This is a genomic window from Bacillus sp. S10(2024) (genome assembly GCF_050473865.1).
In the GTDB taxonomy this organism is placed as follows: Bacteria; Bacillota; Bacilli; order Bacillales; family Bacillaceae_G; genus Bacillus_A.
The window spans coordinates 802882-828222 of record NZ_JBFLUR010000002.1 but is presented as its reverse complement, the minus strand read 5'-3'; the positions used below and the strand labels follow the sequence as shown (position 1 = coordinate 828222).

Genomic DNA, 25341 nt, shown 5'->3' with positions numbered 1-25341 from the left:
CTAAAGATCAGTTTACATAATCAAATTATTAATACCTATCATTTATAAATATTTTGCTATGCGATATAATTGTCTATCACTTAATGGGGAGGCCTTTGCGATGACAATCATGATAGACCCATCAGGCATACTTTTCTCAGTTTCTTTTTATTATAACAAAAATGAGAGTGCCATCTATAAGCACTCCTATTGTTTCACATATACTTCTACAACTGGATTTTCTTTACTATCAGCATGAAGGCGAATATTACTTTCTTTCGTATCATAAATAGTTGATAGCAATAAAATAGTTAATAGGTTAGGAATTTTGCTATCTGTTCCATATTTTCGTTCAAGTGCTTCCTTATATTCAAACGCAAGATCCCCTTGTACATATGTATACACTTCAAAGCCATCTTTTAAATCACAGACAATACTATCAATAATATCGGCTCCAACTTGACGCGCCATTTCTTTTCGCAGTGCATCTATTAGTTCCTCCCACGACATTTCATACGTTTGAAACGTATCTGAACGATTCATTTTTTTCTCTCCTTTTTATTTCATCTAACAGGCCTTAGGATTTTTCGTTACTAGAAAACATTCTTTCCCTATCCTTCCCGTTTTTCATCACAATTATGAAAGAATAGACAAACGTACAAGCCGCTCTTGTCCTTTTATCATATCGTAATACTGGAAAGAGAAAGGGGAAAAATTATATGTGTTCTTATCAACATTATCAAACATGTCGACGATATCACGGACGAGTGGTACGAATTGAAGACTATGACGGCAATACTCATATCGGAAGAATTGTCGATGTAACGAATAAATCAGTATGGATTGAACCCGTTCATCAAAAACGATTCGACTACGGATTTGGCTATTCTGACTGTGGGTGTGATGTTTGCGGTGGTTTAGGCGAATGTGATAATTGCGGATTTGGCCGTGGTGGATTTGGATGCGGTGTTGTTGAACTTGGTTTGGGATTCATTTTTGGCATTACATTAGCTGCTCTATTTTTCATATAAAAAAGCCAACATGTGTTGGCTTTTTCATTTTTCACAAATAAAAATTCGGTGTCCTAATCTATGCTTATATTGCTGTAAAATTTGTTCATGCGCAATCCAGGAATCATACAAATCTTGTGAAATATAATCCGATATATCCCACTCTGGTTGTTCTACGTGTGCAGAAATTGTTTCAGCAATCGTTCCGCCTCCTACCACACGTACTGTTGTAAATTTTGCTTCTTGAAAGAGTGCGGTCCATTCCTGCTCTGTTAATAGTTGTTCCATTCCATATAAAGTTATAATCTGTTCTTCCTCACGCACTGATAGGTGTTGCTCAGTTACCATTTCAATAACAAGCAGTACCCCGCCGCGTTGTAAAACACGATAACATTCATCTATCGCTTTTCTTTTATTTGTAAAAGCAAGAACAGATTCTCCTAATACAATATGAAACGCTTCATCGTGAAACGGTAGTGCTTCTGCACTTCCTTTTATAAGTTCAATATTTACTCCATCTTTATTCCATCTCTTTTTTGCTTTTTCAACCATCGTTTCATTCATTTCAACTGCACTTACCACCGATCCATGTTGTTTCACAATATAGGAGGCTGTCCTGCCCGTTCCGCACCCAATTTCCAATAACTTTGTATATGGTCCTAGTGAAAGCTGTGCTAATAACTGCTTTGTTAACGTAAACCCCCCTGGATGTGCACTGCCAACACCAAATGCTGCAAGGAAATCTAAATAAGAATATTGTTTCATAAGTATCTCCTTCTATCTTAAACTTAGCGATGGAATTAAATAGATAACATATTGATAAAAGTTTCGCTTTATTGTAGTACTGCATATGTATTCATCATATGTCAAAATGTGCACAAAGAAATATGGTTAAGAAATTGTTGTTTCAAAAATTATTCATACCACTGTTTTGAAGGAGTACAACCATTTATACAAAAAAAAAGTGATAGCTTCCTCATATAGATCAAGAAAGCTATCACTTTTATACTATGAGGATTTTTCCACAGAATGCTGTATTATATCCTCTTTTTGACTGACTCTTATTTTTTGTTGTCTTTTTCAGTAATATATGCCCATTTATAGCTGAAATCGCCGCCAAAAGTATGAGAAGCGATGTCATGTACGTACGGACGTACTAAGAAAGAGTTACCACGTTGATATATCGGCGCAATTGCTGCGTCTTTAAGTAAGATTTTCTCCGCTTTTCCAAGCTGTTCCCAACGAGTTTTTACGTCAGATAATAGTTCTTTCTTACCTTTTTTCACGATTTCATCATACTCTTTATTTGAATAACCCGTTTGGTTATGAGAGTTTGTTGTTTCAAACATGTCGATGAATGTCATTGGATCTGGATAGTCTGGACCCCAACCACCGTATGAGAAGTCATAATCTTGCTCTGTTTCTAATTTTAATTTTTGTTTAAATGGTTGATTTTTCAAGTTAACTTTTAAGCCTGGTAAGTTTTTCTCTAATTGTTCTTTTAAGTACTCACCAATTTTCTTCGCATTGTCAGTATCATAGTTTAATAATTCAAGTGTAACTTCTTCTTTACCTAATTCTTTCTTCGCTTCTTCCCAAAGCTTTTTCGCTCCTTTTGCATCAAAAGCTACGTCTTTAATAGAAGCGCCGAAGTCATCCCGGAAATCTTTCTTATTTGGACCAGTTGCAAGCTCTGCTGGTACAAGGAAGTCCGCTGGCTTAGAGCCGTCATTTAAGATGACGTTCGCTAACGCTTTTTTATCAAATCCTTTTGCAATTGCTTGACGAAGTTTCAAATTTTTCAGCGGTGTATCTTGACCGCCACGTTTTTGATTTAGGCGTATGAAGAATGTTGATGGATCTAACTCTGTTTTGAACTCATCTTTGTTTCCTTTATATTTATCAACATATTCTGCTGCTAACCCAACACGGTCAGCTTGGCCGCTTTCATATAAGTTAACACGAGTAGATAGCTCCTTAACTACGCTAACATTAATTTCTTCTAGCTTCACAGTTTGCTTATCCCAATATTGGTCATTTTTCTTATATTTCCATCCTTGCTCATGCTTCCATTCAGCTAAAGAGAACGGTCCGTTGTATACTAAACTGTCAGCTTCTAAGCCGTATTTATCACCTTTTTCTTTTACAACTTTCTCATTTATTGGATAGAATGAAGCAAATGATGTTAAGTGAATAAAGTATGGAATTGGATTTTCTAATTCTACCTCTAACGTATAATCATCAATTGCTTTTGCTCCTAGTGAGTCAGCCGATGCTTTCCCTTCGTTAATTGCCTGTGCATTTTTCACATCATACATAATGAATGCATATTCAGCAGCCGTTTTTGGATCTAACAGACGTTGCCATGCAAAAACGAAATCTTTTGCTGTTACAGGATCTCCGTTTGACCATTTTGCATTTTTACGAAGCGTGAATGTATATTTTTTTCCATCTTCGCTCTTTTTATATGATTCTGCCACACCTGGAGTTGGCTTATTATCTTTATCAAGGCGGTATAAACCTTCCATTACGTTGTTTAACACAATAAATGAAACTTGATCCGTCGATTTAGAAGAATCCATAGATGGAATTTCATTCGTCTCTAATAAATTCAATACTTGCTTGTCTGCTAACTTACCCTCTGTTTTTTTGTCTCCACTTTTCGAATCTGTATTTGCTTTTTTGTCCCCTGCCCCAGAACATGCTGTTAGTGCCACACTCATCGCTAATACTGGTGCTACTACAGCTGCGATTTTTTTCATCTTTTTCATTTTGTACCCTCCCTAATTTATGTGTACGATACTAACCACGAGAAATTTTCTGATAACTTTATGTTTTTATATAGTTATCAGAAAATTTCTATTAATTAATATTCTACTGTTTTTTTAAACTTTGTAAAGTCCTATTATTAAAAAAAATCAAAAAATTATTTTATTACAGTAATATTTATAATCATTCTATTAAATAATGAAATGAAACTTCCATTTCGTATCGTACTGCATATGTATTCATCACCCTTCAAAATATAAACAGAGAAAGGAGGATACGATATCGTACCCTCCTCTTTTCAAATAATTATTTACCTTCTTTTTCAGTGATATATGCCCATTTGTAGCTGAATTGGCTACCAACGTTATGCTTATAAATATTGTGTACAGTAGGACGTTGTAAAAATGATCTTCCAGTTTGGAACATCGGTACGAGTGCTGCTTCGTCCTCAAGTAGGATTTTTTCAGCTTTCCCCATTTCTTCCCAACGTTTTTTCGGATTTGTTAGCCATTCACCTTGAGATTTCTTAATAATTTCATCATATTTTGCATTTGAGTAACTCATTTCGTTTTGTGGATTTCCTGTTTGGAACATATCTAAGAATGTCATTGGATCCGCATAATCTGGGTTCCAGCCCGCATAAGACAGATCATAATCTTGCGCTGTTTCTAATTTTAACTTTTGCTTAAACGGCTGAAGCTTCATATTCACTTTTAAACCTGGTAAGTTTTTCTCAAGCTGTTCTTTTAAGTACTCACCAATTTTCTTTGCATTGTCTGTATCATAGTTTAAGAACTCAACTGTTACTTCTTCTTTACCTAATTCTTTTTTCGCTTCTTCCCAAACTTTTTTCGCTTTCTTTACATCAGTTTTGATACCAGTAGATTTAGATGTTTCACGGTAGTCTTTTCCATCTGGGCCAGCAGCAAATTTTTCTGGAATCAAGGAATCTACTGGTTTAGAACCATCATTTAATATTATATTTGCTAACGCTTTTTTATCAAATGCCATTGCAATTGCTTCACGAACTTTCTTATTCTTAAATACTGTATCTTGGCCATTACGTTTTTGGTTTAAACGTAAGAAGAACGTTGACGGTTCTAGCAGTGTTCCAAATTCATCTTTATTCGCTTTATATTTATCAACATATTCAGCTGTTAAACCAACGCGATCAAGTTGACCACTTTCATACAAGTTCACACGAGTAGATTGTTCTTTTACAACGCTCCAATTGATTTCATCTAACTTAACATTTGCTTTATCCCAGTACTGATCATTTTTCTGTACTTTCCAACCTTGTTCATGCTTCCATTCTGTCATTTTAAATGGACCATTATAAACCATTTTATCAGCTTCTAAACCGTATTTATCTCCATGTTCTTTTACAACTTTTTCATTTAACGGTAAGAAAGACGTAAATGCTGTTAAGCCAATGAAATATGGAACAGGATTATCTAATTCTACCTCTAATGTATAATCATCTACTGCTTTTGCACCTAAAGAATCAACTGGTGATTTTCCTTCGTTAATTGCTTTTGCATTTTTTATATCGTATGCAATAAATGCATATTCAGCTGCTGTTTTTGGATTTAACAGACGTTGCCATGCAAAAACGAAATCTTTTGCTGTTACAGGGTCTCCATTTGACCATTTTGCATCTTTACGTAGTTTAAATGTATATTTTTTACCATCATCGCTCTTTTTATAAGATTCTGCGATACCTGGAATCGGCTTATTATCTTTATCTAGACGATATAACCCTTCCATCGTATTCCCTAACATAAGAGAAGAAACAGTATCTGTTGATTTTGAAACATCCATTGAAGGTATTTCATTTGCTTCTACTAAGTTTAGCACTTGTTTTGCTGCTAACTTACCTTCTGTTTTTTTGTCTCCATTTTTCGGCTCTGTACTTGCTTTTTTGTCCCCTGCCCCAGAACAAGCTGTTAGCGCCACACTCATTGCTAATACTGGTGCAACTACAGCTGCAATTTTTTTCATTTTTTTCATTTTGTACCCTCCCTAATTTTTATGTACGATACCTATAGTTTTGAATTTTCTGATAATTTTTTACATCTTTCTATATATTTATCAGAAATTTCTATTAATTAATATTCTACTGTTTTTTTCTGTTTTGTAAAGCTATATTATTGAAAATTCTAAAAATTATTTTATTACAGTAATATTTATAATAACTCTATGAAATAAACTTTTAAAAAACTATCTCCTCACTATATGTGATGCTTTAACTCTTTTATTTATTACTAATTTGTTAAACTCATATAATACAATTATTCGGATAATATTGTATTCTTATACATATCGTCTTTTTTGACCCTTCCCTTTTTTTCCTCTTATAACGTTGAAAAAACTTTCTCCTATTTTATCTAAAAAACTCATTTTTACTACTCACAACAATAGCAACCTTCTTATTCTTTTTCCACTTTATAAATCCATTTTAATTTTTTGACATATAAGTCGCTTCTATGCACAGCCAGATGCTCTCATCCTCCCCTAATATAGAAAGGATTTTTATCTCGTTTGTTCCACTTGAATATATCATTTTAAATAAACATTCTCAGAAACAAGCATTCCTATTTTGAAAATATAGCAGTTATTACAAGAATAACAGACCAAAAACAACCTTATCTCAGTTGAATAGCGAAATAAGGTTGTTTGTATTGTTTGTATTTTTTATAATATTTAACGTGTATTGCATCTTTATAAGGGTAAATCTCTTCTCTTAAACAGCATAACAGCCATTGCAAAAAGAATACAAGATGCTGCAAGTAAACCAATACTTGCCGGCCATATGTTATATGTTCCATCCACAATTTCTTGCGGACGATACAGGTTAAATATAGATAGATTTCTCATCCATTCTAATTTCTCACTCAATTTCCCAAGCATATCCAATCCATAAAACAGTACTGTTATACCTGTAGAAATACTTAATGCTTTCTTCTCATCATTAAGTAAACAGGAAAAGAAAAATGAGTAAGCACAAATAACAAGAAATACAAGTCCACCAAGAAAATTAAGTTTTAAAAATAGCACTTTATCAAGAGATACTTTTTCAATTAGCCATTCTGCCCCAACTAAACCGCCAAGATAAGTCGCTATAACAATTGTAAATAATCCAATGATTAAAACAGACGCTTGTGTCAAAATTATCTTTGTACGCGAGACAGATGTAGATAATAAATATGCCATTGACCCTCTGTCAACTAGATGAGCAACAAGTTGCGTCGATGCTAAAATACTATATACCATTAAGAGCAAAACAAAGATTAAACCATAATATTCTCCAGCTAAAAAATCATTCAATTGTTCAAATCCTTTTTCGAAGCCAACTGCTTTTAAAACCCCTTTAGGCATTGCCTTCATGATTTCATCTATTCCCTTTGCAGCTGAAATCGATGGAAAGATCCAAATGAGTAACCATAAATATAGAACAGAGCCAACAGCATAGTTCAAAATCATTTTTGCATTTGCTTTTAAACTTGCAACAAATAACGTTTTACTCATAACCGATTCTCTCCTTCTGCATCATAATAATGCATAAAGATATTTTCTAAATCCATTGTTCTCACCTGAAAACCAATTATATCGTGCTGCGCTAATGTTTGAAGAAGTTCATTATAATTTCCTTGTACGATAATAGAAGCTGTATTCCCTTGTACACTCTCAATTTGCAGCGATGTTTTCTTTAATGATTGCAAATCTTCGTGCGAAGATACTGTCACATCGATTACTTGCCTTTGTTTCGCTCGCAAATCATGAATATTTTCAACCGTTAGTAATCGTCCTTCTTTAATAATCCCCACTCGATCACAAGTTCGTTCAATTTCTGTAAAAATATGCGAAGACATAAAAATGGTTTTCCCTTTTTGTTTTTCTTCTAATATGAGATCAACAAATAACTGCTGCATGAGTGGATCTAAACCTGCAGTTGGTTCATCTAAAATGAGTACTTCCGGATTATGCATAAAGGCTGCTACAATCCCTACTTTTTGTTTCATTCCTTTAGACATTTTTCGAATAGGTGTTTTCACATCAAACTGAAAACGTTCAATTAATTCATCACGGCGACTGTTATTTTTCATCCCACGCATTCCTTGCATAAGTTGTAAAAATTCCAGTCCGTTCATTCCTTCTATAAAAGAAATCTCTCCTGGTAAATAACCAACACTTTTTTGAATTTTTGCTGCTTCATTCCAACAATCGAGTCCAAAAATCGTCGCTGATCCAGTAGTAGGTTGTATAAACCCCATTAGATTGCGAATTGTTGTTGATTTCCCTGCTCCATTGGGGCCTAAATAACCAAATACTTCCCCTTCTTTTACTTGAAATGAAACATCGAATAAACCTTTTCCGTTTGAAAACTGTTTCGTTACATTTTGAACGATTAACATGATCCCACCTCATTTTTTGAAATATTATACATTTTATATTTCAAAATCATTATACTCCCCTGTTATAAGAGAAGCAATATTTTTTGAAATTTATCAAAGTCTATATTTCAAAAATATTGTTTCCTTTCTTATCATCTTGTATATTTAAGTGGAGGTGATTCATATGAACGGTTTTGAAAAAGTGAAAAAGAAGAAAAAGCAGGCTATTAAAATGGCTGCATTAGAATTGTTTTCAAAACATGGATATAAAGATGTAAAAATAGAAGATATTGCAAAACAAGCAAAGGTTTCACAAGTTACAATATATAATCATTTCGGAAGTAAAGATGCTTTATTTCGTGAGCTCATTCAAGAGTTTACAATTCAAGAAGTTCATTATTATGAAGAACTGTTTAAGAGCGACTTATCTTTTCAAGAAAAAATACATCGTATAATCACTCGAAAATTACAAAGTGTGAGCACTTTTCATCCTGAAATGATTGAACAAGCAATGCAAACGGATGAAGAATTGCGTAATTTTCTATTTACATATCAAAATGATAAAGCGTTTCCCCTTTTTCTTCGCTTTATTGAAGAGGCACAGCAAAAAGAAGAAATTAATCCAAGTCTTTCAAAAGATATGATTTTGTTATATATCAATATGTTTTCTAAGATGAGTGATCAATTCGTCACTCACCTAGTCGGTAAAAATCGCGAACAACAAACAAAAGATATCCTTACAATGCTTTTCTACGGACTTTCTAATCCAAACTAAAAACCCGGCCATGGCCGGGTTTTCCCATTATTTACTTACTTCTCCTTCTTGCTTCCCTGGATATTTCGCACCTTCGTACTTATAAATATAAGCTTTAGCATATTTGTTATCACCTTTATCGTCGAAAGCTACTTTCGTAATAACGCCATCGTATTCTTTTATAGCCCGAACCGCATCGCGTACTTGTTCACGTGTTGGATACTTACCGTCATTTTTCTTAATAGCATCTTTTATTCCTTGTAAAATAACGCCAGCTGAATCATATCCATATGCAGAGTATGCTTCCACATCTTTTTTGAACTTCTCTTTATATTCTGTTACAAATGTTTTCCCTTTCTCTGTAACTGTTGGTGCTGTCGCTACTGTGGTATAATACGTATCTTTTAATCCATCTTTTGCAACTTCTCCCATTGTTGGAGAATCAATACCGTCACCACCCATAATTGGTGCTGTAACTCCTTTTTCACGTGCTTGCTTTACTAAAACGGATCCTTCACCAAACGTGCCTATACTTTGAATTATAAATAATTACTATATATTCACTACTATAATCATGATCGAATCAAAACAAAACTAAAAGGAATGAGCCCTGTACAATACAGAACGCATTCCTCATTAGCTGCTTAAAATATGTGTCTAACTTTTTGGGTTCACTTCACAATCAAGTGCTTTAAGTTTATAAATTTTCTAAGTTTATTAATATTTGCAAGTTTTATAAGTTAGTTTAGTATTGACAGTATGACATCTTTTTTACCACATGGCAAGTGTAACGTTTAAACCCTTTAGCTTGTTTAATCTCGTGTGTTTGTTGCTTATGCCATCCATAAGTGGTCCTTGTAAATAAATTGTCATCTCGCCTATTCTCGCTCTTATTGCTTAATTGTTAAAATAGCACTCCTTGATGGTCTAGCCTTCATGAGTTATTAATTCAAATTCAAGGAATCTTTAACCGTAAACAAGTTTTAAATGCCTCTGTCATATTATACCTTGTATTTATCGCCACGAGCTTTGTCAGTATCATTCGTTATTAACCATTCCCCGCCCCATCATATACCCTCGCCATGTAAAATGTCATCTCGCTTACTTCTCACGCTTTTTATCATCGGGTAACACTCTTGATGGTAATGCCTTCATGACATATTGATTTTGTAAATGTGGGAGCTTTATTTAACACCTACACTGTAAACCACGAATTCTCACAGTAAATATGGGTTGTCTTCCTAAAGTCGTATTGTTTTAACCATAACAAGAAACCTTGAAAGGTAGTTAGCCTATCAAGGTGATAGTTAAATATTCAAAAAATAATTTTATTCCTACTCCAAATTTAACATTTAACACAATTAACCCAAATAATACTTCTTCTCACATATATACTAGTACTTTTGATTAATCTAAAATCTGGTAAATGTGTCTTGAAATATCTATTTCTTCTCCATCTTAAATTATGATAAATTTAAAATTTCTTTTAGTTCTTTTAAGGAAACTTCAACTCTTGTTCGATCTTGAGGTCGTCTTGTTAAATAGTCTTCCCCAGCCTCTGTTAAATATTGAAAAAATACATTTTCATATACAATAGCATTTTCCTCAACTTCAGCCATAGGAGGTTGTATACTGAAGTTAACACCAGTTTCACTAAAATATCCCTCTTCTCCTGGCTGATATTCATTTACAAAAATACAACATACTGGATCAATCCCAAAACCTTGTTTGTTTTTGAAATTTTCAATCGCTTCCATAAACTTCCCATCACCTATTATTTTGTAATATAGACGCATCAACTCAACTTTTTCTGAAAATTCTTCAATAATAAAAACTTCCTCACTCATAACAAACACTCCTTTAACATTTAATCTAGAACTGAGAAGAAATTCGAAATCTCACCTGTATTTTTGTCTTTAAAGCCCATAAATTTCAATTGTTTCCCATTTACATTGACATACCCTTCTACCATATCACTTGGCGACCTATCTCCACCTTGAATTATCCTATTATTACTAATACCTTCTTCCATTGCTTCCCTACCCAACTTTAATATCTGTTCATCAGAAAAAACCTTTGGGTCATATACTTTCTTAGGATTCTTATACTCTTTCCACTGTCCAGTAAAGTTACCTTTTCCACCATTTTCTTTACTCAATCCATCATAAACAGGAAGCTTATATTTCACCTCATAAATTCCTGAAATATCAGGATGAGACGTTTTAGTAACAGCTTGATTAATATCCTTAACTTGATTACCAAAGTTATCTAAAATAAATTGTTCAAAGTTCTCAAGATTGTGACCACCCTTTATTCCAATATTCGGTTTTGCTTTAAAACCCTCCACTTCGGTTAAATGTGTATCATAACCCTTTTTAAAAGTAACATCTTTTACCGTACCCTTAGTGCCACTCTTAAAAGCCGAAAATAACTCTCCAAGTGTTTTTTCCTCTACACTCCCAACGCCAGCTGCTGAAGGTTCAGGGGATAAATCCCGGATCTCAACATTTTTAAATTACGTTCAGTAAACTTTTCAACTGGTTCTGTTGTATGTTCAACATAGTAACCTTCTTTAAATTTAAGATTACCCGTTCCCTTAATAAGTACTTAAACACAAATTAAAAAATCCACAGTTTAAAAGTTTATCACTGTGGATTCCTACATTTACTTTTCTTGGTAATGTACCATATCATAAGGATAATATGGAGCATCTTTCAAACTTGAGTCGTCTAATTTTAAAATTTTTGCGATTGCTCCACTTTCAAAACTCCAGTAACCACTATAAATGTCATGTTTATTTTCATGTGCATCATACCATGCTTCCTCTGAATGTCCCTTATACCAATACTCTTTTATATATTCCTCTAAACTTCTTATAGAATTCTCTTGTGAAATTTTATTACTCTCAATTACTTCTTTTAATTTTAAATATGGGTCTTTTACATAAAACTCACTCTGCTCATAAAAATCTGATGGCTCATCATTTCTAAAAGCAATAAAATAATTAATCAAATAATCATTTAACCCTTCTTTCCTTACCATTGCTATTAGTCTATTAAATTCTTTATCTTCAATATTTAGCATTACTGCTATAGATGTCACCCATAACATACGTATATATCCACTTTCTTTATTCCATACTTTTTCCATTATATCTATTACTTCAGGTAAAAAATCACGAATAGTTTGAATTGAGCAGCCCGCAGAGTACATTGCCCTTAATTTATTAAAATGATAACCTTGCAACGCTATATATCCATTCTTTACACCTTTATCATCTTTGCCTCTTTCCTCAATAACCTTTTCAACCAATAATAAAAACTTTTCTATTCGCTTTTCCTCATAATTGATAAATTCGTTAAAATATATATCATTTTTGATTTTATCCCTTAGCATAATTTCTCTCCCACCTTTTATACTTCAAGAATTTTCTTCACTATTGTTCCATCAGGCATAACTTGAATAACAACTCTTTGAACATTTTCTGGATTCAGCAACATTTCTGCCACAATTTCATCTGCTTTTTCTTTTGACAAAGTGCTATCTAATCTTTCGCTTCCAAGAATCCAATCCTCACTCATTTGCTTACCATCATTTGTTTTTCCCAATTTGGAGGTATTATACTTAGCCTCTGCTATTACATACTTAGGTGGCGGAGATGCATTTTCATATACAGCATCTATTCCCTTAACAATTTTTTGATCCAATGTTAATACACGATCATCACTAATTCTAGTATAGGTTTGACTTTCAAAAAAGTCATCCATCTTCATTTCACCATAATTCCCTTTACGCTTCGTTGTTTTTAATACTACTTCGCCACTTTCTACTGATTCTATTACCGTACGTTGTTGTGCTCTAGCCTCTTCCAATTTTCGAGCTAATTTTTCAGCTTCATTGGCTATCTCACCAGTATTACCCGTACCCTTAGTTTCACCCTTAGCAACAGAAAATAACTCTCCAAGTGTTTTTCTTTCCTCTACACCCCCAACACCAGCTGCCGAAGGTTCAGGGGATAAATCCCGGATCTCAATATTTTTAATCTTCTCCAAGACATTCTTCATATCCGGCGACTTATTCGTTAATGCTATAACATTATAAAAAAAGCCAACAGACCACTACGTTCTCCTAACGTCGCTGTTGACTTCTTTTATTGGGCATGTATTTTTTTCAGCGCCCGAGGAATCCATAAAAGGGCTAATGCCTTAGTTAATTCCTCGAACATAACTAGCATAACATGTCCACCTTTTGTTTTTACATTTTATCTTGTTCTTTTAAAATCTTTTTTTGCCCTCAGAATCTAGCAAAATAGCTATTCAAAAGATAATTGTAATCTATCAACTTGTAAAAAAACATATTCACCTTCCAAATATCGGTAATCATCGAATAAATCACTAGTTATAAAGAAACCCGCATCCAAAACATTATCTTTCAACATTTTTCCAAAAAGAACATAGCTATAATTATCAATGCGTTCAATTTTTTTCAAATTTCTGTTTTCCTGCTTTTCGATTGTGAGAACATCATTTACAAATATATCTATTTCAGCTTCATACTCTTTACTTACCTCTAATTCTTGAGGCGAGGCATTAAATCCTGTAACTTCTTGATTATTCACTAAAAAATCTATTTCTTCTTCAATTAATGGGGCAATTCTACATATTTTTATCTTATTGTTCATATTATCTCCTCTATTCTACTGGGTTAATAACAGGAATATTTTCACCATTATTCATCATTTTCCAGAAAGTTTTGCCACTTTCAACATGATATGTTGTAATTTCCCCAAAATTATTTGTTCCTACAAACTCAAATTTAGCGTAACTTTTTATAGGTACATCCTTAGGATTAGTTAGACTACTATTTTTCATAAATTTTACATAGCCAGTTCTCAACTCAATTGTTCCATCTTTCAACTTATAATTATACTGAACTTTTGTTCCATTTTTATATACTCTTTCCACTGTCCAGTAAAGTTACCTTTTCCACCATTTTCTTTACTCAATCCATCATAAACAGGAAGCTTATATTTTACCTCATAAATTCCTGAAATATCAGGATGAGACGTTTTAGTAACAGCTTGATTAATATCCTTAACTTGATTACCAAAGTTATCTAAAATAAATTGTTCAAAGTTCTCAAGATTGTGACCACCCTTTATTCCAATATTCGGTTTTGCTTTAAAACCCTCCACTTCGGTTAAATGTGTATCATAACCCTTTTTAAAAGTAACATCTTTTACCGTACCCTTAACGCCACTCTCTTCCAACTTCGAAATCCAATCCTGAATAAACTCTTTCCTATTTTCAAAGGTCGCTTTCACTGAACCTCTCAAATCCGTTCCGCGAAGAACTGTTTTGACCCCATCAGCGGCAGCAGCAACGTAAGTGTAGGCTAAAGAATTAGCTGGGAAATTGTTTAGATAACACAATCATCGAAAATTTCTTTGAATTATTAAATTCTGTATTACTTTACTTACAAGAGTTCGAAAATATGGAACACTTTCAAGTGGAATTATTGAACCTAGAATTTCCTAGCTTATCAAGCTACACATCTCTTTTATAATCGATTTGCTGGTTTCTAAAGTCACTTGACTTAATTAGCTAGGAAGTCCTTTATCTGTTGAATCATTAAAGGTTTTATCCTACACATACTATTGTTATGAAACCAATTAACTTGTAATCATAATTATTAATCCTAGGTTTTCCTAGCTCATCAAGGTAACTATTGCTATTAGCCTTGTTTTACCGTCTTCTAAATGTACTATTTTGCATAAGAACTCCTTTATCAGATGCTTATACTTGGATATTACTAAAAAGATTTTAATCACCTATCAATTTCTATTAAATCAGTTATTTTAACCTTTATTCATCACCTTTTAAATTCAATGCCACTCTTATTCGCAGCCTTTTAAAACTCTGTTTTCTGATATGTTGTCGTTGCTTTTTAATATAGTTCTTTTGAATGATGTGTTTATAGCATATGTTAACCACTAAAAAAATAATGAACTAGCCTACTCAATTTCAGCTAGTTCATTTCATCTTTTCAATGCATTATTTAGATTATGAGTTTAGTTTATCATTTATTCATTTAACAAGATTACGAAATACTCCTTATTATGAAGTGAGAATTTTATTAATTTTACAGTAACCTATAAACTATACTAATGCTTCCTTAAGTATAGCTTTATTTTCCTCATTAATATTATTAACTCTTAATCCTACAAGGGATTTGTTCACATCTAAATAGAAATAAACATTATCATTTTGCAAGCAATCATTAATTTTATTTTCTGAAAATATTATACTTACACTTTTACTTTCTATATACACTTTTAATGTCCCCTTTTCATCTGTATAAATTTCATCATTAATATTTTCTAATTCTAATATGGGACTTCCTTTAAATATATTAAAGTTATTCTCAGAGTAATTATCTACTTCATATACATTTTTACATATAGTTAATGTTACAGAACGTATATCTTTCTTATACTGCCCTATTCCTATTTCAATTAATGAGCCACTAAAATCTCCTGTTCTCCAGTATATAGTTGGTTCTTTTGAAATATTCCACACTCCGAATTCTATATTTATTGGTGTATATATATCAAATTCAATATTTTCCTTTTTAGTTTCTACATGTTTAAATACTTTTAACATCTTATACAACTACCTTTCATTTGGTTATGGTCTATAAACAGCATGTTTTATTACTGGCAATAATCCATCTCCTCTTGGTTTACTAAAAATCAATTCCCAATTTCCTACATTCATAATTTCATTATACTTAACGCCCTGCTTAACTGCACCTGAAACTGAGTTTTGAAAGCTTGAAAGTAGAGTTTGACTATTTATAGGCATTCCGTGTGACATAGGGTCTTTTGCTATATATTCAACCATATGTTTCGTACCATTTGGATGTACCCAGAACTTTTCTCCACCAGCTGTTAACTCGAATGATTTAGGTATTTTAGTACCATCATACATAGGCTGAGTAATCTTTATATTATCCCATACTGCCTTACTAGCATTACCCGTCCCCTCTGCAGGAAGTTTCTCCCCAGATAACCGGTTTGCATTTTGCGCTTGCCCCTTAGTTTCACCCTTAGCAACAGAAAATAACTCTCCAAGTGTTTTTCTTTCCTCTACACTCCCAACGCCAGCTGCCGAAGGTTCAGGGGATAAATCCCGGATCTCAATATTTTTAATCTTCTCCAAGGCATTCTTCATATCCGGCGACTTATTCGTTAATGTTATGTGTAAAATTTTAACAATTAAATATTGAGGATGTGTGAAATTATGGTTATAATTTATTTATAAAATGTGGGTAATACCCCATGCCCATCAAGCTAAAATTTTATAGTACCCCCAAAACGAAATTTTGTACTAACTTGTAACAAAAAAGCTCATTTTTTCGTTTTGGGGTATTTGCTTTTCTTAGCTTGATGGCGATGTATAGTGCCCCCTATATAGTTAAAAAGACATATAAAATACGCTCCATTCTCCTACAACTCTTTCTTGTAAATTTAAGAACCATAACTTCGCCACAAATAAAAAGCAGCAACTATAAAGTTGCTGCTTGCTCAATTTCTTTTTTTATTTCGACACTTTTGATTTGATGGGCATCTTTAGAAAGAACCTTAAATTCATATTCTTCACTTTTTATTGTCTGTCCTTCTTGGATATCATAATTCTGCATCATAATCCAACCACCAATCGTGTCAACATCCTCATCATTCATATGTAATCCTAGTAAATCGTTTAATTCACTAATAAGTACCTTACCTTCTACTACGAAATGTTGTTCATTCATCTGCTGAATGGGTGGACGTTCATCTTCGTCATATTCATCACGGATTTCTCCTACAATTTCTTCTAGAATATCCTCAATGGTTACAATACCAGCTGTACCGCCATATTCATCATATAATACAGCCAATGGAATACGCTTCTTTTGCATTTGCAGTAAAAGATCATGTATCGGAATGCTTTCAATCGCTTCTATTACTGGACGTGTATACGAGTGGATTGAATCGGATTTTTTAGTTTCTTTATTCATGTAACGAATAAAGAAGTCTTTCACATTCACCATCCCAATGATTTCATCTTTGTCTTCTCCAAATACAGGATAACGTGTGTACTTTTCATGACGAATTATTTTTACATGATCTGCTAAAGAATTATCTACATGTAGCCCTATAATTTCCGTTCGAGGGACCATAATTTCTTTAGCAATACGATTATCAAATTCAAAAATATTATTTACATATTTATACTCAGCTTGATTAATTTCTCCGCGCTCATAACTTTCAGAGAGAATGAGTCGTAATTCTTCTTCTGTATGAGCCACATCATGCTCTGATGCTGGTTTTAAGCCAAATAGTCCTGTTATCATCCTTGCAGAACCATTTAACAATCGTATAAATGGATACATGATTTTATAGAACCAAATAAGCGGAGGCGAAAGTAATAAAGTAATCTTTTCAGCCTTTTGAATCGCGAATGTTTTTGGTGCTAATTCTCCTACTACAACATGTAAGTACGTCATGATAATAAAGGCAATTCCTAAAGATAAAAAACTTGTAATGGAAGGATTGATATTCCATTTATCAAATAAAGGGTGTAAAAGTCTTTCGATGGTTGGTTCACCTAGTGCACCTAGTCCCATTGCTGTCACTGTAATCCCCAATTGACAAGCTGACAAATATTCATCCAGGTTTGTGGTCACTTTTTTAGCCGCCAGCGCACCCTTCTTTCCTTCTAATACAAATTGGTCAATCTTTGATCCTCGTACTTTTACTATGGCAAATTCTATTGCGACGAAAAATGCTGTAAAAGCGATTAAAACTACTACCATGATTAAACTTAATATGTTCAACTAATCCCCTTAGCTTCCTTGAAACTAAAGGATCCACCTCCTGATAAATTTTTCTCATTCCCTTAATACTGCTGTATACAATCTAAAATATAATTGTATATAACTTAAATTCTCATAATTATTAGGGGTACTCTGAGAAAATTGAGGTAGTTCAGCCACCTATCCGCGTCACCATCTGATTCCAATAATGTTCCACCGCCTTAATTAAATTATCTATATGCTATCATGTAACATAAAGCGCCGTCAAACATTAAACTGTTTTTTTTGAAAATTAAATTAACTACCGAGAAGCCTCTGTAATTCAAAATTTTCACCTCAGAGATATAGATAAAAAACCTTCATATTTATGTTGATGTCCAAAATAATTCTATTAGGAGTGCTGCCGCATACCCATCAAGCTAAGATTTTGAGAAACCTCCCATAACGAAAATTTTACTTTTTCACAGTTATTTATAAGAGTTCGGCTCATTTTTTTCGTTTCGGAATTCCAAGTGATTTAAATTATTCTAATCCGTTTTGAGTTTTTGACCTTAGTTTTCCATTCAAAAATGTTATTTGCGCCATTGATTTAGGTTTTGTACCTTTCCAAGCATATGTAACTTTATAATTAGCCGACCCCTCTGTCCCATCTGTGACAACTTTATCTCCCTCACTACCAATAATGTTTTTTACTTCTTCATATGTCATATCAGGTTTAATTTTTGAATATTTCTCAATATCTATTAAATTATTTTTACTTTTCTCGTCTTGACTCGCTACTTTCTTTTCTTCAACATTATTAGTTTTATTATCATTGTTACTACACGCAATTAAATTAAACAGTAAAAAACCAGTTAAAGGTACATATAAAAATTTCTTCATTGTATCACTCCTCAAAATTCTATATATATCGCTAATCAACACAAACCTTATTTTAACATAATTGTTTTTATTTTTAAAATTCTTTAAAAGAAATTATATTATTTTCAGAAATTTTATATCAATAAAACTATACTCAACAAATTAAAGGAATTATTCTACCCGTTCGAAAAGGTGTATTATGTTGATGTCCTAAATAATTCTATTAGGAGTGCTACCCCATCGCTATCAAGCTAAGATTCTGCACTATCTATAAAGCAAAAAAGACGTTATCCTTTCTGTAGAATCATAGGAAAGGAGGGCGTTTTTTATGGATCTTTCGATTCTTGACGAACTTCAACCGATTGCTGAAGAATTACAACGACATATGTCTCCTCATGTTCTAGAACACTTAGCTAAAGAAAAAGGATTCGTTCATCGAAAGAGTAAATATCAAGCAAAGGAATTAGTTGCTTTATGTGTATGGCTTAGCCAACAGGTTGCAAGTACATCACTCACACAATTATGTAGCTGTCTTGAAGTATCTACAGGTGTTCTTATCAGCCCTGAAGGGCTTAACCAACGATTTAATGCTTCCGCAGTACAGTTTCTTGAACAAGTTCTAGCTAACCTTCTAACTCAAAGAATTCATTCAACACAAGAAATAATTCATCAATACACCACGACCTTTAAGCACATTCGGATTCTAGATTCTACAACATTTCAGCTTCCAGATAAGTTTTCTTCACATTATCAAGGTTCGGGTGGAAGTAGCCATACGGCAGGAGTCAAAATTCAATTAGAGTATGACTTATTGAGTGGGAAGTTCCTGCACGTTTATGTAGGAGAAGGAAGAGAAAATGATAAAACCTTTGGTTCAGCAAGCCTACAAACCATTCGACCAAAAAACTTGTATATAAGAGATTTAGGCTATTTTGACTTACATGACTTACAGAATATCCATGATAAAGGAGCTTACTATATCTCACGTTTGAAATTAAATTCTCGAATCTATCGTAAGAATGATAAGCCAGAGTATTTTCGAAATGGGATCCTGAAGAAAGGGTCACTCTATATTCAGTTAGATATGGAAGAACTCATGAATCAATTGTCCCCTGGTCAAACAATGGAGATTTCAGAGGCATACATTGGACAGTATCAAAAATTACCAGCTCGTGTTATTATTCATCGATTAACAAAAGAACAAACAGAGAAAAGGTTGAAGGAACAAGCCAAAAAAGAAAAGAAGAAAGGTATTACCTACAAAGAACGAAGTAAACGGTTGAGTGGGATCAACGTGTATATTACGAATCTTTCTACAGAAAATGTTCCAACGGAACATATCCATGACTTGTATTCATTACGCTGGCAAATTGAAATTTTGTTCAAAACATGGAAATCTTTTTTTCAAATTGACAGGTGCAAAAAAATTAAGAAAGAACGCTTAGAATGTCATTTATATGGGCAACTCATTAGTATTTTACTCTGTTCATCGACGATGTTCAAAATGCGTCAGTTACTCTTAGATAAGAAAAAGAAAGAGCTAAGTGAATACAAATCCATCTATATGATAAAGAATTATTATCTATTGTTTTATGAGGGACTACAGAAGGGCATCCATGAATTATTAAAAACTTTATTGCGTTTGTTTTACCTGTTAGAAAAAAACGGACGAAAATCTCACCGTTACGAAAAGAAAACAGTCTTTGATATCTTAGGTGTTGTGTATGATTGTACGTTGTCACAAAGTTTCCAAGTTGCATAATATTTTTAAAAACACCTATTTAATAGGTTTATTTGTTATGCACATCTTTAGTGTAGTCGTAGAAATTTCAAAAAACACATTCACATATACCCCCTTGTCTCCCTTAGCTTGATAGGTATGGGGTAATACCCCATTGCCATCAAGTTAAGAAGAACAGGTTACCCCAAAACAATAAAAACGAGCAAAATACAAAAAATTTTCATTATGGGGGTATTATGTGATCTTAAGTTGATGAACATGTATGGTGACCTCTTATAGCATAAAATATAATTCCGTTATAAATCTACTATCCATATTCCTCTTCCTATATTTACACCAGAACCAAATTATACGTGTACCGACTTATTTCTAGGCTAAAATGCAAAAAAGCACTTGTTGCCATAATTGACAATAAAGTGCTTTAAGTTCATATGTTTTTAAGTAGCATTCATTTTGTAAGTTTTATAGCAATAGTATGACACCTTTCATATGTCATGACAACTACTACGTTAAAACCTACAAGTTCGTTAGTTTTATGTCCATTCCATGTGTTTATATTCATCGCCATGTAAAATGTCATCCTGCCTAAGCTCGTGTACTTCTTTTTCTATTCTATCATTACACACAGTACTCCATGATGGTACAACCATCATGATTCTTTACTTTTTACAGCCTGTTCTTTTGAGTTCACTTGTCTTATATGTGTTCATATTTTTAATTTTAGTACTACAAACTTTTTTGCTCTTGTACATAGCTATAAATCTAGTATCATAGGTTGTAATATTTATAAAATCATTATAACCAAACTAATTTGTTTACTGTTATAAACTATAATTTAAACATAAGTATTACTTAGAGCAAAAAAGCTTTAAAGTTATTCATAAATATTAGTTATTTAAAATCCATGATCAAAATCTATATCATATAAATCAATCCATTCTATAAATTTGGGTACTGACTTGGTTGTGATAAACTCTTTTATTATACGATACGCCATTTTACGATCCACATAACTACAAGTAGGTATCTTCATTGGTTCTCCTCCTACTAAATGTTCAACTATTTCTATTTCAACATTTTTATTAAGTGTTACTAAATAATCTGGATGTCGCATTATAAAAAAACCATATGGTTCATCATAAAATAGTATTAATCGTTCCTCACACCCTTCAACTTCAAAACATGAATCCCCACTACCTTGTTTCCAATAAATCTCATCCTTATCAAATATTAGATCTCTTATAAATTTCTCGCTTGGATTTTCAATCGGTCCTCTACTGGTCCGTTATATATAATCATTATTATTCCTCCTTATTTTGTAGCTTTTATTATTATTGGTTTTGTATTCCCACCACTAAAAACCTCTAACTCATCTACACCCAATCTTTTTAATAAAGCTGGCAATTCACCACGACATATATTACAAGTTTTTCGGTCAACATACATTGTAACTTTTTCAGGCAAGCTTCCTTGTTTTTCAAATGCTCTTATTAAAGAATGTGACTCTGCATGAGTAAGAGACTGTGCATGTCCCAAATGTTTTGGATTATTCTTTTTGGGCGGCACCCACTCTACTTCTCTTAACCACTTTTGCCGTAACTCTCTAGTTGCTTTATGTGACTCTTTAGTAATAGTTGAATTTACACCAAAATAAGTCTTATTGCCCACAGTTTACCTCATCCCTCTTTATACATGACTAGTGTGTCTATATTTAATCAAATATTAACGATTTATTTAATAATCAAAAAACCTTGAAAGGCATGAGCCAATCAAGGTCAGAAATAGTGATTTATAATCTTTAATTTCTTTATCAATTCCGATAATAAGTAACCAGATTCATATGCTATTATATCCTTAAACAATTAGCCGTTAATCAGGTTTTGTGTGCTACACGAACCTCTCCATCCGCCAAAAGTTTTCGATGGATTTTACATTTAACTAAGTTCTGCGGAGAAAGCAGATTCAAGCATAGTATTAAAATCGCAAAAAGTTTCCATATGCTCACCTGAAGGCTTATCTAGTTCAACAAAACTTTTTTTAGAAACATTATAACAATACCAAGCTATATCTGAATCTCCAAAAAAAATTAGCTCATCTTCGTCTTTAATTGACTCCCATGTTTCATTGGCATCAAAAAAACTATCCACCTGATTTATTGGGTTAGAATCCAAAAAATTTTGGTCAATCCCATAAATTTCAAGTCCATTAAATTCAATTCCATTAACTGTTTGTAAAAATTCATAGTATTGGTGTGGCAGTACATCTTCACCAAATTTTTCTACTACAGATTTACGAAATCTTGATAACTCATTTTCATTGGTAGGTAAATTGAGTTTTCGATTTCGTTTCTCTCTTATTTTGGAAATCTGACTAACTTGCTCTCTCCACATATAATCACCTTCTAAATATTATTATTTATTCCTTATTAGGAGGATAAATGCCTCCTTCTGGAATAGGAAAATCCACTATCTTATATTCTTTGGCTATTTTTATTTGTTCATCTGCTGTCATTGCTGAAAATTTAACTTTACTAGTTTCCTTTATATCATTACCCGTACCCTATGTTGTAATCTTAAACTCTCACAATAAAAAAAACCATATAAAACCTTATTAAACTACTTCCTTCTCTTGTACTACCGGCAATGCATATGCCGTTTTATGTTTCATCATGCCATATATAATATTTACAAGCCTTCTCATAATACATACCAACGCTTGTCCTTTTGTTTTTCCTTCTTTTAGTTTCTTTTGATAGTATGCATGAAACACTGGATTCCGTGGCGTCTTACTTCCTTTCGCTACTTGCACTTGCTGTACTGCTAAATTATAAAATAAAGCGTGTAACGCCCTGTTTCCTTGTTTGCTTTTATGTGTCTTACCTTTCCCACCAGAACCAAAGTAAACAGGCGCAATCCCCGCAAATCGTGCTAATTTATTGGCATTTGAAAATCGCCTTATATCTCCTATCTCAGCTATTAATGCTGATGCTGTCACAAGCTCTATTCCCGGCATCGTCTCTAATTGGAAATCTAGCATCTTCACTAACTGTTTTAATTCTCTTTCGATATATTTCATTTCCTTCTTTTTAAACTCAATGTCCCGTACAATACTTCTTACTAAAAAGTCTCATGTTTCTTGATATCCCTTCATTGTATGTCCATCTTCTTTTACAAGTTTTAATATGCCGTTTGCTTTCTTTACTGAACATGTATTGTTGCTAACATCTAATAAAAAAGCTATTAATTGCTTTATATTCGCCCCCTCTAAACAAGAGGGTGACGGATATTGCTGCCAAAATGCTAGTGCTGTTTTCCCATCTACTTCTGAGAAAAACTTTTTATAGCTTGGATAATGATGGTTTAATTGAATATGTAGTTGGTTCTTTAACGCACCTTGTGCTTTTACTAATGCATTCCTTCTTGAAACTAGTTGTTGTATCGACCAAAATAAATCGTGTGGCTTTGCATCTAGTAATTGCTCAAATTTGTTTACCAATATGCGTGCCACACATTCCGCATCCCAACTATCATTTTTTTGTATCATCACTTGGCTTTTTCGTTCTAAAAATGATAAAGCTGGATTTACTTCTTTCACTACTCGTTCATGGTCTACTAAATATTTCGCTAACGCTCTTCCGTAACCACCAACATCTTCTAAACCAAATACAACAGTTATCCCATCACTCACATATGTCTCTACTTCTAATAAAAACTTCGAAAATGCAGATGGTTTATTCTCAAATTGTATTTCTCCTAATTTCTCTTGCCAACAATTAATAATAACAGCCGTATGATGCTGCTTATGTAAATCTACTCCTACATACAAATAGTTCTGCCTATTATGCATAACTCATCCCTCTATTCAATGATTTAGTCATATAAAAATGTCGGCAACCTTAGTTCGAGCGTTCATCTTCCGATGCGCATAGGTACGCAAGCCTATCCATTTTCATAATTTCATAAGTACATATAGTAAAATGAGCGATTTCTTTAAGTACGACTGTTACATAATTGCTGGATGTTTCCCATTTGTTTGTATTTGCCCGTATGTATATACCCCTCGATAAAAGTTCTCTCGGTCTAACATGCATTTCACTTGCACTTTCGTAAACAACTTTCCTTTCTCAGTACGATACCCTTCCCTATTCAGTCTTTCTGCCAATTGAGCTAACGACCAGTGCCTAAAAAAGTATCTTAATTCGAATAATCTGCGTACAATAATTGCTTTCTCCGCATCTACTTCTAACCCTTTCTGTCCTTTCTTTACTCTATAACCAAACATCACACCGCCACCTGCATACCCACCTTGTTCCGCTTTCTTCTTTCTACCTCTACTTAGCTTCAATGCAATCTCGAGACGTTGATATTGGTCTAGTAGTTCTAACATGCCATTTACTAAAAAGTCATTTGGGTCATGTGCATATATACTGTAGTTTGGTTGTTCAATTGCTTTCACATCAACCGCATGTTTCTTTAGCTCTCTTTGTATTAATACTTTTGCCATATCAGAGCGCCATAACCGAGATGTATTGAGTACAATCACGTGCTTCACTTGTTGATATGCCGTATCTGACAATAGTTCTTGTAAGCCTTCACGTTCAACTGTTAATCCATTTTCATCAACAGTTGCGCCACTTAGTCCTCTATCTTCATATACATGAAGCAATTGTAAGTTGTTTTCCATACAGTAACGTTCGATTTCTTCTACTTGATACGCTAAGCTGTATCCGTCACGTACTTGTCCTTCTGTTGAAACACGTACATAACCAACTACTTTCTCTTCCATATTGAGTCCTCTCCCGTTACAGCAATTAAAGTCCCTGTAACGTTTACCCGTTTTTTGCGGATAACGTGTGCATAACGTCCATCCGTTAAAACGTACTTTACGATGACTTCAACAAGTAACACAACCCTTTATTTTTTCCTCTACTATCGTCGTACACTGTTCGCAGCCACTACAGTCTATAAAACAACA

At 33.3% G+C, this 25341-nt stretch carries 25 protein-coding genes and 2 pseudogenes; 4 read left to right on the top strand and 23 right to left on the bottom strand.

Annotation, left to right across the window (positions count from 1 at the left end):
- Positions 1–186: 186 nt before the first annotated feature.
- Positions 187–522, bottom strand: a complete 336-nt coding sequence (locus AB1280_RS04245) for a hypothetical protein (protein WP_272190219.1) — start codon at positions 520–522, stop codon at positions 187–189.
- Positions 523–698: 176 nt separating this feature from the next.
- On the opposite strand from AB1280_RS04245, the gene AB1280_RS04240 reads away from it, so the two are divergent.
- Complete coding sequence (locus AB1280_RS04240) at positions 699–1010, top strand: hypothetical protein (protein WP_272190220.1); 312 nt, start codon at positions 699–701, stop codon at positions 1008–1010.
- 24 nt (positions 1011–1034) lie between these two features.
- Here AB1280_RS04240 and AB1280_RS04235 read toward each other — a convergent pair whose 3' ends face one another.
- From AB1280_RS04235 to AB1280_RS04215, 5 genes are all read right to left on the bottom strand, one after another.
- Positions 1035–1754 (bottom strand): class I SAM-dependent methyltransferase, encoded by a 720-nt coding sequence (locus AB1280_RS04235; protein ID WP_429754969.1) that lies wholly within the window; start codon positions 1752–1754, stop codon positions 1035–1037.
- A 296-nt stretch (positions 1755–2050) separates the two neighbouring features.
- On the bottom strand, positions 2051–3760 hold the full coding sequence (locus tag AB1280_RS04230) for a peptide ABC transporter substrate-binding protein (RefSeq protein WP_429754968.1): 1710 nt from the start codon (positions 3758–3760) through the stop codon (positions 2051–2053).
- 304 nt (positions 3761–4064) lie between these two features.
- On the bottom strand, positions 4065–5768 hold the full coding sequence (locus tag AB1280_RS04225) for a peptide ABC transporter substrate-binding protein (protein ID WP_429754967.1): 1704 nt from the start codon (positions 5766–5768) through the stop codon (positions 4065–4067).
- 711 nt (positions 5769–6479) lie between these two features.
- Positions 6480–7286 carry an ABC transporter permease subunit gene (locus AB1280_RS04220; RefSeq protein WP_429754966.1) on the bottom strand — a complete coding sequence of 269 codons (807 nt, stop codon included), beginning with the start codon at positions 7284–7286 and terminating at the stop codon, positions 6480–6482.
- Complete coding sequence (locus AB1280_RS04215; RefSeq protein WP_429754965.1) at positions 7283–8173, bottom strand: ABC transporter ATP-binding protein; 891 nt, start codon at positions 8171–8173, stop codon at positions 7283–7285. The genes AB1280_RS04220 and AB1280_RS04215 overlap by 4 nt, the downstream gene beginning before the upstream one ends.
- A gap of 163 nt (positions 8174–8336) precedes the next feature.
- Here AB1280_RS04215 and AB1280_RS04210 point away from each other — a divergent pair, with 163 nt between their 5' ends.
- A complete protein-coding gene (locus AB1280_RS04210) occupies positions 8337–8927 on the top strand; it encodes a TetR/AcrR family transcriptional regulator (protein ID WP_429754964.1) in 591 nt (196 codons plus the stop codon).
- A gap of 27 nt (positions 8928–8954) precedes the next feature.
- On the opposite strand, the gene AB1280_RS04205 is transcribed toward AB1280_RS04210, so the two are convergent.
- Positions 8955–9437, bottom strand: coding sequence for an ABC transporter substrate-binding protein (locus AB1280_RS04205; RefSeq protein ID WP_429757266.1), 483 nt, complete (start codon positions 9435–9437; stop codon positions 8955–8957).
- A gap of 24 nt (positions 9438–9461) precedes the next feature.
- On the opposite strand from AB1280_RS04205, the pseudogene AB1280_RS04200 reads away from it, so the two are divergent.
- Positions 9462–9554: pseudogene (locus AB1280_RS04200) on the top strand (IS3 family transposase); the annotation flags it as partial.
- 815 nt (positions 9555–10369) lie between these two features.
- Here AB1280_RS04200 and cdiI read toward each other — a convergent pair.
- The 11 genes from cdiI to AB1280_RS04145 form a co-directional block, all read right to left on the bottom strand.
- A complete protein-coding gene (cdiI, locus tag AB1280_RS04195) occupies positions 10370–10753 on the bottom strand; it encodes a ribonuclease toxin immunity protein CdiI (protein ID WP_429754963.1) in 384 nt (127 codons plus the stop codon).
- Positions 10754–10773: 20 nt separating this feature from the next.
- Entirely contained in the window at positions 10774–11253 is a 480-nt protein-coding gene (locus AB1280_RS04190; protein WP_429754962.1) for a CdiA family toxin C-terminal domain-containing protein, read from the bottom strand.
- 317 nt (positions 11254–11570) lie between these two features.
- Positions 11571–12302 carry a PoNe immunity protein domain-containing protein gene (locus AB1280_RS04185; protein ID WP_429754961.1) on the bottom strand — a complete coding sequence of 244 codons (732 nt, stop codon included), beginning with the start codon at positions 12300–12302 and terminating at the stop codon, positions 11571–11573.
- A gap of 17 nt (positions 12303–12319) precedes the next feature.
- A complete protein-coding gene (locus AB1280_RS04180) occupies positions 12320–12970 on the bottom strand; it encodes a hypothetical protein (protein ID WP_429754960.1) in 651 nt (216 codons plus the stop codon).
- A gap of 248 nt (positions 12971–13218) precedes the next feature.
- On the bottom strand, positions 13219–13587 hold the full coding sequence (locus AB1280_RS04175) for a hypothetical protein (RefSeq protein ID WP_429754959.1): 369 nt from the start codon (positions 13585–13587) through the stop codon (positions 13219–13221).
- Between the two features lie 10 nt (positions 13588–13597).
- On the bottom strand, positions 13598–13822 hold the full coding sequence (locus AB1280_RS04170; protein ID WP_429754958.1) for a hypothetical protein: 225 nt from the start codon (positions 13820–13822) through the stop codon (positions 13598–13600).
- On the bottom strand, positions 13819–14337 hold the full coding sequence (locus AB1280_RS04165) for a hypothetical protein (protein ID WP_429754957.1): 519 nt from the start codon (positions 14335–14337) through the stop codon (positions 13819–13821). Before AB1280_RS04165 ends, AB1280_RS04170 begins: the two co-directional genes overlap by 4 nt.
- 727 nt (positions 14338–15064) lie before the next feature.
- The gene (locus AB1280_RS04160; protein ID WP_429754956.1) at positions 15065–15568 is read right to left on the bottom strand and encodes a hypothetical protein; all 504 of its coding nucleotides are present in this window, start codon (positions 15566–15568) and stop codon (positions 15065–15067) included.
- A 24-nt stretch (positions 15569–15592) separates the two neighbouring features.
- On the bottom strand, positions 15593–16126 hold the full coding sequence (locus AB1280_RS04155) for a hypothetical protein (RefSeq protein ID WP_429754955.1): 534 nt from the start codon (positions 16124–16126) through the stop codon (positions 15593–15595).
- A gap of 346 nt (positions 16127–16472) precedes the next feature.
- The gene (locus tag AB1280_RS04150) at positions 16473–17765 is read right to left on the bottom strand and encodes a hemolysin family protein (protein ID WP_429757265.1); all 1293 of its coding nucleotides are present in this window, start codon (positions 17763–17765) and stop codon (positions 16473–16475) included.
- Between the two features lie 522 nt (positions 17766–18287).
- Positions 18288–18647, bottom strand: coding sequence for a DUF3862 domain-containing protein (locus AB1280_RS04145; protein ID WP_429754954.1), 360 nt, complete (start codon positions 18645–18647; stop codon positions 18288–18290).
- A 307-nt stretch (positions 18648–18954) separates the two neighbouring features.
- Between AB1280_RS04145 and AB1280_RS04140 the strand changes: the two genes are divergently transcribed.
- Complete coding sequence (locus AB1280_RS04140) at positions 18955–20388, top strand: IS4 family transposase (RefSeq protein WP_429754953.1); 1434 nt, start codon at positions 18955–18957, stop codon at positions 20386–20388.
- An 874-nt stretch (positions 20389–21262) separates the two neighbouring features.
- On the opposite strand, the gene AB1280_RS04135 is transcribed toward AB1280_RS04140, so the two are convergent.
- The 5 genes and pseudogenes from AB1280_RS04135 to AB1280_RS04115 all read right to left on the bottom strand — a co-directional run bounded on the left by AB1280_RS04135 (position 21263) and on the right by AB1280_RS04115 (position 25152).
- Positions 21263–21481, bottom strand: coding sequence for a hypothetical protein (locus AB1280_RS04135; RefSeq protein ID WP_429754952.1), 219 nt, complete (start codon positions 21479–21481; stop codon positions 21263–21265).
- A gap of 197 nt (positions 21482–21678) precedes the next feature.
- Positions 21679–22035, bottom strand: coding sequence for a deaminase (locus AB1280_RS04130; protein WP_429754951.1), 357 nt, complete (start codon positions 22033–22035; stop codon positions 21679–21681).
- Between the two features lie 266 nt (positions 22036–22301).
- Positions 22302–22757, bottom strand: coding sequence for a YrhA family protein (locus AB1280_RS04125; RefSeq protein ID WP_429754950.1), 456 nt, complete (start codon positions 22755–22757; stop codon positions 22302–22304).
- A 220-nt stretch (positions 22758–22977) separates the two neighbouring features.
- Positions 22978–24213: pseudogene (locus AB1280_RS04120) on the bottom strand (IS110 family transposase).
- Positions 24214–24369: 156 nt separating this feature from the next.
- On the bottom strand, positions 24370–25152 hold the full coding sequence (locus tag AB1280_RS04115) for a recombinase family protein (protein WP_429754949.1): 783 nt from the start codon (positions 25150–25152) through the stop codon (positions 24370–24372).
- Positions 25153–25341 lie beyond the last annotated feature (189 nt).

Excerpts from the sequence above, each read along its gene's own strand:
- AB1280_RS04245 (WP_272190219.1), bottom strand. The coding sequence starts at position 522 with ATGAATCGTTCAGATACGTTTCAAACGTATGAAATGTCGTGGGAGGAA.
- AB1280_RS04240 (WP_272190220.1), top strand. The coding sequence starts at position 699 with ATGTGTTCTTATCAACATTATCAAACATGTCGACGATATCACGGACGA.
- AB1280_RS04235 (WP_429754969.1), bottom strand. The coding sequence starts at position 1,754 with ATGAAACAATATTCTTATTTAGATTTCCTTGCAGCATTTGGTGTTGGC.
- AB1280_RS04230 (WP_429754968.1), bottom strand. The coding sequence starts at position 3,760 with ATGAAAAAGATGAAAAAAATCGCAGCTGTAGTAGCACCAGTATTAGCG.
- AB1280_RS04225 (WP_429754967.1), bottom strand. The coding sequence starts at position 5,768 with ATGAAAAAAATGAAAAAAATTGCAGCTGTAGTTGCACCAGTATTAGCA.
- AB1280_RS04220 (WP_429754966.1), bottom strand. The coding sequence starts at position 7,286 with ATGAGTAAAACGTTATTTGTTGCAAGTTTAAAAGCAAATGCAAAAATG.
- AB1280_RS04215 (WP_429754965.1), bottom strand. The coding sequence starts at position 8,173 with ATGTTAATCGTTCAAAATGTAACGAAACAGTTTTCAAACGGAAAAGGT.
- AB1280_RS04210 (WP_429754964.1), top strand. The coding sequence starts at position 8,337 with ATGAACGGTTTTGAAAAAGTGAAAAAGAAGAAAAAGCAGGCTATTAAA.
- cdiI (WP_429754963.1), bottom strand. The coding sequence starts at position 10,753 with ATGAGTGAGGAAGTTTTTATTATTGAAGAATTTTCAGAAAAAGTTGAG.
- AB1280_RS04185 (WP_429754961.1), bottom strand. The coding sequence starts at position 12,302 with ATGCTAAGGGATAAAATCAAAAATGATATATATTTTAACGAATTTATC.
- AB1280_RS04180 (WP_429754960.1), bottom strand. The coding sequence starts at position 12,970 with ATGAAGAATGTCTTGGAGAAGATTAAAAATATTGAGATCCGGGATTTA.
- AB1280_RS04175 (WP_429754959.1), bottom strand. The coding sequence starts at position 13,587 with ATGAACAATAAGATAAAAATATGTAGAATTGCCCCATTAATTGAAGAA.
- AB1280_RS04160 (WP_429754956.1), bottom strand. The coding sequence starts at position 15,568 with ATGTTAAAAGTATTTAAACATGTAGAAACTAAAAAGGAAAATATTGAA.
- AB1280_RS04150 (WP_429757265.1), bottom strand. The coding sequence starts at position 17,765 with ATGGTAGTAGTTTTAATCGCTTTTACAGCATTTTTCGTCGCAATAGAA.
- AB1280_RS04145 (WP_429754954.1), bottom strand. The coding sequence starts at position 18,647 with ATGAAGAAATTTTTATATGTACCTTTAACTGGTTTTTTACTGTTTAAT.
- AB1280_RS04140 (WP_429754953.1), top strand. The coding sequence starts at position 18,955 with ATGGATCTTTCGATTCTTGACGAACTTCAACCGATTGCTGAAGAATTA.
- AB1280_RS04135 (WP_429754952.1), bottom strand. The coding sequence starts at position 21,481 with ATGCGACATCCAGATTATTTAGTAACACTTAATAAAAATGTTGAAATA.
- AB1280_RS04125 (WP_429754950.1), bottom strand. The coding sequence starts at position 22,757 with ATGTGGAGAGAGCAAGTTAGTCAGATTTCCAAAATAAGAGAGAAACGA.
- AB1280_RS04115 (WP_429754949.1), bottom strand. The coding sequence starts at position 25,152 with ATGGAAGAGAAAGTAGTTGGTTATGTACGTGTTTCAACAGAAGGACAA.